Origin of the sequence: Sphaerisporangium sp. NPDC049002, assembly GCF_040649355.1 — a bacterium.
Lineage (GTDB): Bacteria > Actinomycetota > Actinomycetes > Streptosporangiales > Streptosporangiaceae > Sphaerisporangium.
In genome coordinates this window covers 1-7,835 of record NZ_JBEZFH010000281.1, presented here as the reverse complement: position 1 = coordinate 7,835, position 7,835 = coordinate 1, and the positions used below count along the sequence as shown (strand labels likewise).

At 73.0% G+C, this 7,835-nt stretch carries 8 protein-coding genes; 4 read left to right on the top strand and 4 right to left on the bottom strand.

The window, feature by feature from the left end; translation table 11 throughout:
• Positions 1-154: 154 nt before the first annotated feature.
• Positions 155-1,153 (top strand): helix-turn-helix transcriptional regulator, encoded by a 999-nt coding sequence (locus AB0B89_RS33205; protein ID WP_358560670.1) that lies wholly within the window; start codon positions 155-157, stop codon positions 1,151-1,153.
• Positions 1,154-1,268: 115 nt separating this feature from the next.
• Here AB0B89_RS33205 and AB0B89_RS33200 read toward each other — a convergent pair whose 3' ends face one another.
• From AB0B89_RS33200 to AB0B89_RS33190, 3 genes are all read right to left on the bottom strand, one after another.
• A complete protein-coding gene (locus AB0B89_RS33200) occupies positions 1,269-1,559 on the bottom strand; it encodes a hypothetical protein (protein ID WP_358560668.1) in 291 nt (96 codons plus the stop codon).
• Positions 1,560-1,664: 105 nt separating this feature from the next.
• Positions 1,665-2,888, bottom strand: a complete 1,224-nt coding sequence (locus AB0B89_RS33195; protein ID WP_358560666.1) for an aminotransferase class III-fold pyridoxal phosphate-dependent enzyme — start codon at positions 2,886-2,888, stop codon at positions 1,665-1,667.
• 4 nt (positions 2,889-2,892) lie between these two features.
• Positions 2,893-3,831 (bottom strand): sugar kinase, encoded by a 939-nt coding sequence (locus AB0B89_RS33190; protein ID WP_358560664.1) that lies wholly within the window; start codon positions 3,829-3,831, stop codon positions 2,893-2,895.
• 82 nt (positions 3,832-3,913) lie between these two features.
• On the opposite strand from AB0B89_RS33190, the gene AB0B89_RS33185 reads away from it, so the two are divergent.
• A complete protein-coding gene (locus AB0B89_RS33185; protein ID WP_358560662.1) occupies positions 3,914-4,504 on the top strand; it encodes a TetR/AcrR family transcriptional regulator in 591 nt (196 codons plus the stop codon).
• A 61-nt stretch (positions 4,505-4,565) separates the two neighbouring features.
• Positions 4,566-5,189, top strand: a complete 624-nt coding sequence (locus tag AB0B89_RS33180) for a class II aldolase/adducin family protein (protein WP_358560660.1) — start codon at positions 4,566-4,568, stop codon at positions 5,187-5,189.
• Between the two features lie 18 nt (positions 5,190-5,207).
• Here AB0B89_RS33180 and AB0B89_RS33175 read toward each other — a convergent pair whose 3' ends face one another.
• Positions 5,208-5,996, bottom strand: a complete 789-nt coding sequence (locus tag AB0B89_RS33175; RefSeq protein WP_358560659.1) for a protein kinase — start codon at positions 5,994-5,996, stop codon at positions 5,208-5,210.
• 141 nt (positions 5,997-6,137) lie between these two features.
• Between AB0B89_RS33175 and AB0B89_RS33170 the strand changes: the two genes are divergently transcribed.
• Positions 6,138-7,835, top strand: a 1,698-nt coding sequence (locus AB0B89_RS33170) for a cation:proton antiporter (protein WP_358560657.1), incomplete at its 3' end; no start/stop codon positions are given.

Sequence of the window (7,835 nt, the reverse complement as noted above, 5' to 3'; positions counted from 1 at the left end):
ATGCCGAGCACCCGGCTGATCGCGTCGATGGCCTTGTGGCCGTACGACGAGGTCTCAAGGAAGACGTCCGGGTCGACGACGCCCCTGGTGGAGCCACGCCGCCGCCCGCCAGGCGCTGGCGGACGCCGGGTCCTGGCAGGACGCGATCCCGGCCATGGTGTCGCCGCTGCACTCGGCGTGGTCGATGGCGGGGCTGTTCGCCGGTGACCTGACGGTGATGGAGGAGGCGACCGGCTCGATGGAGACGGCGGTCGCGGCCCAGCGCGGCTGGTCGCTGGGCGAGGGCAGCCTGGCGCTCGCCAAGGGGCATCTCGCCACGGCGCGGGGTCAGGTGGAGACGGCCCTCGGCGTGCTGCACGACGCCGCCCACCATCCGACGGCGCTCACCGTAGGCGGCTGCATGGGCGCCTACGCCGCCGCCCAGGCGCTTCTCGGGGACGCCGAGGGCGCTCAGAGCACGCTCGACGACGCGCTAGCACGAAACCGGGCAACCTGGACCGGGTTCACGCGCTGGGTGTCGCTGACCCGCGTGTGGGTCGCCGCCGCGTACGGCGACACCGGCGCGGCCGTGGAGCTCGCGCTCGCGTTCGCCGAGGAGTGCCGTGCCGCCGAGCTGCCGGGGTTCGAGTTCCTCGCCCTGCACGACGCCGTGCGGCTCGGGGGCGCGGCCCACGCGGTCGCCCGGCTGGAGGAGCTCCCCGCGCTGCACGACGGGCGCCGGGTAGTGCTGGCCCGCGACCACGCGCGCGCCGCCGCGGCGGGCGACGGCGCCGCCCTGCTCGCGGTGGCCGACGGCTTCGAGGAGCTGGGCATGATCCTTCACGCGGCCGAGGCGGCGGCGCAGGCGGCGTCCCGGCTCCGCAGGGACGGCGGCGACAGGGCCGGGCTCGCGGCCACCACCCGCGCCTGGGCCCTTGCCCGCAGGTGCGAGGGCGCCCGCACTCCGGCGCTCCACAACCTGGCGGCGCCGGAGCTGACCGCGCGCCAGCTTGAGGTGGCCCAGCTCGCCGTGCACGGGCTGAGCAACCGTGAGATCGCCGATCGGCTGGTGCTGTCGATCCGCACGGTCGGCAACCACCTGCGCGCGGTCTACGAGCGCACGGGCTTCAGCGACCGCGTCGAGCTGCGCCGCCTGTTCGACGACACCGGCTGAGCCCCAGCCTCCGGGGACCCGGCCGTCGGACCTCAGCCGCCGGGCCTCAGCCTCCGGGCTCAGTCTCCGGGTCCCAGCCGCCGGGACCTAGCCGGCGGGGCCCGGCCGGCGGGTCCTAGCCGCCGGCCGCGCGCCAGGCGTCGGCGAGCATGGCGACGACGTCCACCTCGCCGGTGCCGTTGCGTTCGGTGACGCGCCCGCCGACGCGCACCATCGCGGTGACCTCGTCCCCCCGGCCGCGCAGCCACATCTCCCATGACGCCGCCCCGGTCCCGGCTCCGCCGGACAGCGCCCGTCCCATCGGGCCGGGCCGCGACACGGCGCCGCACCCGGGGCAGGCGAACTCCCCCGGTGTCACCAGCCTGTCCACGCGCGTGTACGGCCGCGTCTCCGCCTGCGCATCCATGGCTCCCGCTTTCCGAGACGCCACCCCGGCCGGTGCCGCTGGGCCGTCTCGCGTATCAAGAGCGGGCAGGCGCCGTCCTGATACCTCTTCAGGGGGCCGCGCGTCTCAGTCGGAGCCGAACTTGGCCCGCAGCTCGCCGAACGCGGCGTCGGTGCCCGCGAGCGCCCTGTCGATGTCGGCGTCGGTGTGCGCCGCCGACAGGAACCAGTTGTGCCAGGGGTGAAGGTAGACGCCCCGCGCGAGGCAGGCGCTCGACCAGAACATGGCCTTCTCCAGGGTCTGGTCCCCCTCGAAGGACAGCCACGGGATCTGCACGGGACCGGTCTGGTTGATCACGAACCCGTGGGAGGCCGCCTGCGCCGCGAGGCCGTCGCGCAGCCGGGAGCCCGCCCGCTCCATCAACGCCACGCCGCCGGTGTCGCGCAGCGTCTCGATGGTGGCCTTGGCGGCGGCCATCGCCACCGCGGAGAACCAGAACGACCCGGTGGAGTAGAGCGTCTGGGCGGGGCCGCGCAGGGCGTCGGTGCCGGTGACGGCCGCGATCGCGTACCCGTTGGCCATGGCCTTGCTCCACGCCGTCAGGTCGGGCCGCACGCCGAGGGGCTCCCAGGAGCCGCGCAGGTCGAGCCGGAAGCCGGCGCGGACGTCGTCGACGACCAGCGCCGCGCCGATGCGGTCGGCGAGCGCGCGCAGGCCGCGGGCGAACGCGGGGTCCACCAGCTCCTGGTCCTCGAACGAGTCGTGCTTGAACGGGGTCACGATGATCGCGGCCACGTCCCCCTCTGCCTGGGCGGCGGCGGCCTCGGCGCCCGCCAGGTCGTTGTAGGGGTACTCGATCAGGTCGGCGCGCTCGCTGGGCGTCGTCCCGGCGAGGCTCGGGGTGCACCACGGATCGGCGCCGTGGTAGGCGCCGTGTGCCACCAGCACCTTCTTGCGCCCGGTGGCGGCACGCGCCACCATCAGGGCCTGGGTCGTGGCGTCGGTGCCGTTCTTGGAGAACATCACCCAGTCGGCCGAGGGGATGGTGTCGACCATCAGCTCGGCCAGCTCCACCATGACCGGGCCCGGCCCGTTCAGGCAGTCCCCTGCGGCCTGCTGCACGGCCGCGGCCTCCTCCACGCGCGGGTGCCGGTGGCCGAGGATGACCGGCCCCCAGCTGCACATGAGGTCGACGTACTCCCGCCCGTCGGCGTCCCACTGGCGGCATCCCTCGCCCCGGACGAAGAACTGCGGGAAGCCGGGGGCGAAGATGGCCGCGTTGAGGTGGCCGTACATACCCCCCGGGATGACCTTGGCCGCCCTGTCCCTGAGGTGTGCGTCAGACGACATGTGCTCAGATCCCTTCGGTGTCTTCCGCGTCCGCTTCGATGAGTGCGACGGACAGGCCGTCGAGTCCCGCGTCGGAGCCCAGCCCCCCGGCGACCCTGGCCGCCACGGCCGTGCCGAGCCGGGCCGCCGCGACGACGTCACGGCCGCCGAGCAGCCCCGCGATGAACCCGGCGCAGTAGGCGTCGCCGCACCCGGTGGTGTCCACGACCGGCACCTCCCGGGCGGGCACGCGGGTGAGGCCGGACGCCGTGGCGACCAGGCTGCCCTCGCTCCCGAGGGTGACGAGCACCCCTGCGGGGCCCTCGGCGAGCAGCTTGGCCGCCGCCTCCTCCACATCGGAGGCGCCCGTGATCATCAGCGCCTGCTCCTCGTTGGGCAGGAAGTAGTCGACGTGGGGCAGGAAGGCGCGGGCCCCCGGCATGAGGTCGGGCTTGTTGGACAGCAGGTCCATGGTGATCCGCGTCCCGCCCTGCCGCGCCGCTCCGAGCAGCGCGAAGAAGGCCGGGTCGTGCAGCCCCCAGGTCACGTCCATGCCGCCGAGGTGGACGACCTCGGCCCCGGTGAGCAGGCCCGGGTCGAGGTCGGCGAGCGAGAACCCGAGGTTGGCGCCCGGCACGTGGAACGAGGGACGGCCGCCGTCCGGGCGGATGGGCAGGATCGACGCGGCCGTCTGCTCGCCGGCCTTGCGCACGACGCCGCGGACGTCCACCCCGCGCCGCCCCATGATCATGACGAGGAAGTCGCCGAGCTCGTCGTCCCCGACGGCCCCGGCCGAGGCGACCGGCACTCCGAGCTTGGCGAGGTCGACGGCGGTTCCGGCCGCGGCCCCCGCGGCCGTGACGCGGATCTGTTCAAGCAGGTGGGTGTCCTGGCCCTCCGGGATGGACTCCACCGGTCTGGCCAGCACGTCGACGATGTGAACCCCGAGCGTGACGACGGTCATGTCTGGTCCTTCTGAATGTATGAGATTGCCGGATAATAGACGGGCGCCCGACTAAAATGTCAAGCCTCGGGAAGGGACAGGGATGCCGAAGATCGTCAATCACCAGGAGCGCCGCGAGGAGGTCGTGGACGCCGCCCGCAGGGTCATCCTGCGCGAGGGCATCGAGGCGGCGACCACTAGGGCGATCGCCAAGGAGGCGGGGTACTCCAACGGCGTCCTCACCCACTACTTCGCCGACAAGGACGACATCCTGCTGTCGGCGCTCAGGTCGTCCCACCGCCGCATCGTGCACCGGTTGAAGGGCAGGCTCGCCGGTCGCACCGGGCTGTCCGCGCTGCGCGAGGTGCTCGCCGACAACCTGCCCCTCGACGAGGAACGGGCCCAGGAGACCGCCCTGGAGGTGGGGTTCTGGGGCAGGAGCCTCGCGGGCGGCACGCTGCTGGAGGTGCAGCGCGAGGAGGCCGCCGAGCTGCGCTACCTCGTGCGCACCCTCCTCGACGCCGCCGCGGAGGCCGGCGAGATCACCACGGGCGACGATCTGGACGATGTCACCGAGCGCCTGCTGGCCCTGGTCGACGGGCTCAGCGTGCACCGCCTGCTGTATCCCGACCGGCTCTCCCCCGAGACCCTTCACCGTCTCATGACGGCCGAGCTGGAGCGCCTGACCACATGAACGCGCCCGCCACATCGCCAGGAACGACGAGACCGAGGACCGCGAGAACGATGAGGACGACATGAAGCTCGCCGAGGAGCGGGAGCGGCTGTGCGAGATCGGCCGCCAGATGGTGGACACCGGGCTCGTGCTCGGGACCTCCGGCAACATCAGCGTCCGCCGGGGCGACCTGGTGGCGGTGTCCCCCGGAGGGGTGGCGCTCGACCGGCTCACCCCCGCCGGCTGCCCCGTGCTGGACATGGAGGGAAACGCGGTGGAGGGCGACCTCAAGCCGTCCTCCGAGGTGCCCATGCACCTGGCGATCTACCAGAGCACCGGCACCTCGGCGGTCGTGCACACCCACTCGACGTACGCCGTGATCGTCTCCGCGACCATGACCGAGCTGCCGCCGATCCACTACAACGCGCTGCTGCTCGGCGGTGTCATCCGCGTGGCCCCCTACGCCACCTACGGCACCCCCGAGCTCGCCGAGCACGTGCGCGCGGCCATGGAGGGCAAGCAGGCCGCCCTGATGGGAAGCCACGGGGCCGTGGCCGTCGGCGGCGACCTCGACCAGGCCCTTTCGGGCGCGCGGCTGCTGGAGTGGCTGTGCTCGGTCTACGTGCGGGCCAAGATGGTCGGCGAGCCGCGCGTGCTCACCGAGCGGGAGCTCGCCGACGTCATAGAGCGGGCCGCGCGAGGCTAGCGTCCGCTCCCCGCCCTCTCAGGAGGACAGCTGGTACAGCCGGTCGGCCAGGCCGAAGGCGGTGGGGCGCTTGGCCACGTCGCCGATGCACGAGCTCACCAGCTCGGCCAGCTCCGGCTCCAGCTCGGGCCTGATGGACGGCGGGGTGATGTACACCTTCCTGAGCGTCAGGAGCGGGTCGTGGGTCGGCAGCTCGCCGTAAAGGCCCTGACCGGTCATCGTCCAGTGCAACGTCGCGCCGAGCGCCCACACGTCGCCGCCCGGCGACGGCTGCTCCCCCTGCAGCAGCGCGGGGTCGGTGAACTCCACCGAGGTGAGCCCGCCCATGCCGGTGATCGTCGCGCCCGGCATCAGCACCTGGGACAGGCCGAGATCCGACAGCTTGCCGCCGTCGGGTGTCAGCAGAACGTTCCCGGGGTTGATGTCCCTGTGGACGATGCCCTCCTCGTGCAGGGCCTGGGCGGCCCGCGCCGCGCACGCGACCGCGCGCAGGGCGCCCTCCCGCGACGGCCTCTCGGCCGGGACGGCGAGCGACCCGCCGGCGATGTACTCCATGGAGTAGTAGAAAACTCCACCCTGCTGCCCGGCGTCGTACAGCGTCACCAGGAAGGGCGAGCGCACGGCGGCGAACGCCTTCAGCTCGCGGGCCGCCCGCCTGAACGCGTCCTGGCCCGTTCCCCCCACGACCTTGACGGTGACGTACTCCGCGTCGACGGGCAACCGCCTCGGCTTCCTCGCCAGATAGAACTCGCCATGGTTGCCCGCTCCCAGCGGCCGGACGAACTCGTAGTCGGCGATGCCCTCCACTTGCGTTCCTCTCGTCAGCACGCACAGATCGGCCCGGCATGCGGTGCCGGGCCTCGCGGCGCCCCCCAAGTCACGGTAACGTCGCGCTGACCATTATCGGGGCTTCGATAAGCGTATTTTTACCTACGGGGACGATGTCGCATGCTGCACGTGGAAGTGCTGCTTCTTGACCTTGTGATCGTGCTCGCCGCCGCGCGGCTCCTCGGCTGGCTGGCGAAGCGCCTCGGCCAGCCCCCGGTGATCGGCGAGATCGTGGCGGGCATCCTGCTGGGGCCCACGCTGTTCGGCCCCTGGATCGGCGACGATTTGTTCGGTCCAGACATGCGTCCCGCGCTGACGGCCCTCGCCGACGTCGGGCTGATCCTTTTCATGTTCGTGGTCGGGCTGGAGCTCGACCAGAAACTGGTGCGGGGCAAGGGCAAGGTGGCGGCGAGCATCTCGCTCGGCTCCACCGTCGTGCCGTTCGTGCTCGGGACGCTGCTCGCGCTCGCCCTGGCCGGGAAGCACGCCCATGGCAACACCCTGGCGTTCGTGCTGTTCCTCGGGGCGGCGATGTCGGCGACCGCGTTCCCCGTCCTCGCGCGCATCCTGACCGACCGCGAGATGCACCGCACCACGCTCGGAGGGCTCGCGCTCGCCTCCGCGGCGATCATCGACGTCCTCGCCTGGACCGTTCTCGCCGTCGTGGTCGGCATCGCGAGCGCCGAGGCGGCGAGCGGTCAGTGGCAGGTGCTGCTCGCCGTGCCGTACGCCGCGGTGATGTTCTTCGTGGTACGGCCCCTGCTGGCGCGGCTCGTGCCGGCCTTCGAGCGGGCGGGACGGCTGACGCCGGGCCTGCTCTCGGTCGTGCTGATCGGTCTCGTCGCCTCGGCCTGGGCGACCGAGTGGATGCACGTCCACTTCATCTTCGGCGCGTTCCTGTTCGGCGCGGTGATGCCGCGCGAGGGCGCCGAGCGCCTCAACCACCAGATCCTGGAGCGCCTGGAGCAGCTCACCGTGCTCCTGCTGCTGCCGATGTTCTTCGTGGTGTCCGGGCTGAACGTGAACCTGCGGACGCTGACCGTCTCCAGCCTGGGCGTGCTCGCCGCCATCCTGGCGGTGGCGATCGGCGGGAAGCTGGCCGGCTCCTACCTCGGCGCGCGGCTGCGACGGGTGCCGGTGCGCCAGGCGTCCGCGCTGGCCGCCCTGCTGAACACCCGGGGCCTCACCGAGATCGTCATCCTGTCGGTCGGCCTGCAGAAGGGCGTGCTGGACCCCGAGCTGTACTCCCTCATGGTGCTCATGGCGCTGCTCACCACCGCGATGACAGGCCCGCTGCTGCGGCGCATCTACCCCGACCGCCGGATCGCCAGGGACATCGCCGAGGCCGAGCGCGCCGCGCTCGGGGTGACCGCCTCCTATCGCGTGCTCGCCGTGGTCCCCGGACGGCCCGTGGACGCCGAGCCGCTCGCGGGGCTGGCCGCCACCCTGGCGGCGGCGAACACGCCCTCGGAGGTGGTCCTCGGGCACCTGGAGCCCTATCCCCACGGCCGCCTGGAGGTCGGCACCGGGCTGTCGTCCGAGCTGGCGGAGATGGCCGAGACGCTGGGCGCCCTCGAGGGCCTGGCCGCCGGGGTGCGCGAGCGGGGCCCGGAGGCGCGCGTGGTGACGCGGTTCTCGGCGGACCCGGCGGCCGACCTCCCAGGGCTCGTCGTCAGCGCGCGGCCCGACCTCGTGGTGGTCCCGCACGACGCCCCCGGGTACGAGCGGATCCTCGCCGAGTCGACCGGCAGGACCGTCACCGTCCTGCCCGGGGCCTACGAGGCCGCCGGGCCGGTGGCGGTGCGTCACGGCTCCGGG

Coding starts and splice junctions, on each gene's coding strand:
- AB0B89_RS33205 (WP_358560670.1), top strand. CDS start 155: ATGGTGTCGCCGCTGCACTCGGCGTGGTCGATGGCGGGGCTGTTCGCC.
- AB0B89_RS33180 (WP_358560660.1), top strand. CDS start 4,566: ATGAAGCTCGCCGAGGAGCGGGAGCGGCTGTGCGAGATCGGCCGCCAG.
- AB0B89_RS33195 (WP_358560666.1), bottom strand. CDS start 2,888: ATGTCGTCTGACGCACACCTCAGGGACAGGGCGGCCAAGGTCATCCCG.
- AB0B89_RS33190 (WP_358560664.1), bottom strand. CDS start 3,831: ATGACCGTCGTCACGCTCGGGGTTCACATCGTCGACGTGCTGGCCAGA.
- AB0B89_RS33185 (WP_358560662.1), top strand. CDS start 3,914: ATGCCGAAGATCGTCAATCACCAGGAGCGCCGCGAGGAGGTCGTGGAC.
- AB0B89_RS33200 (WP_358560668.1), bottom strand. CDS start 1,559: ATGGATGCGCAGGCGGAGACGCGGCCGTACACGCGCGTGGACAGGCTG.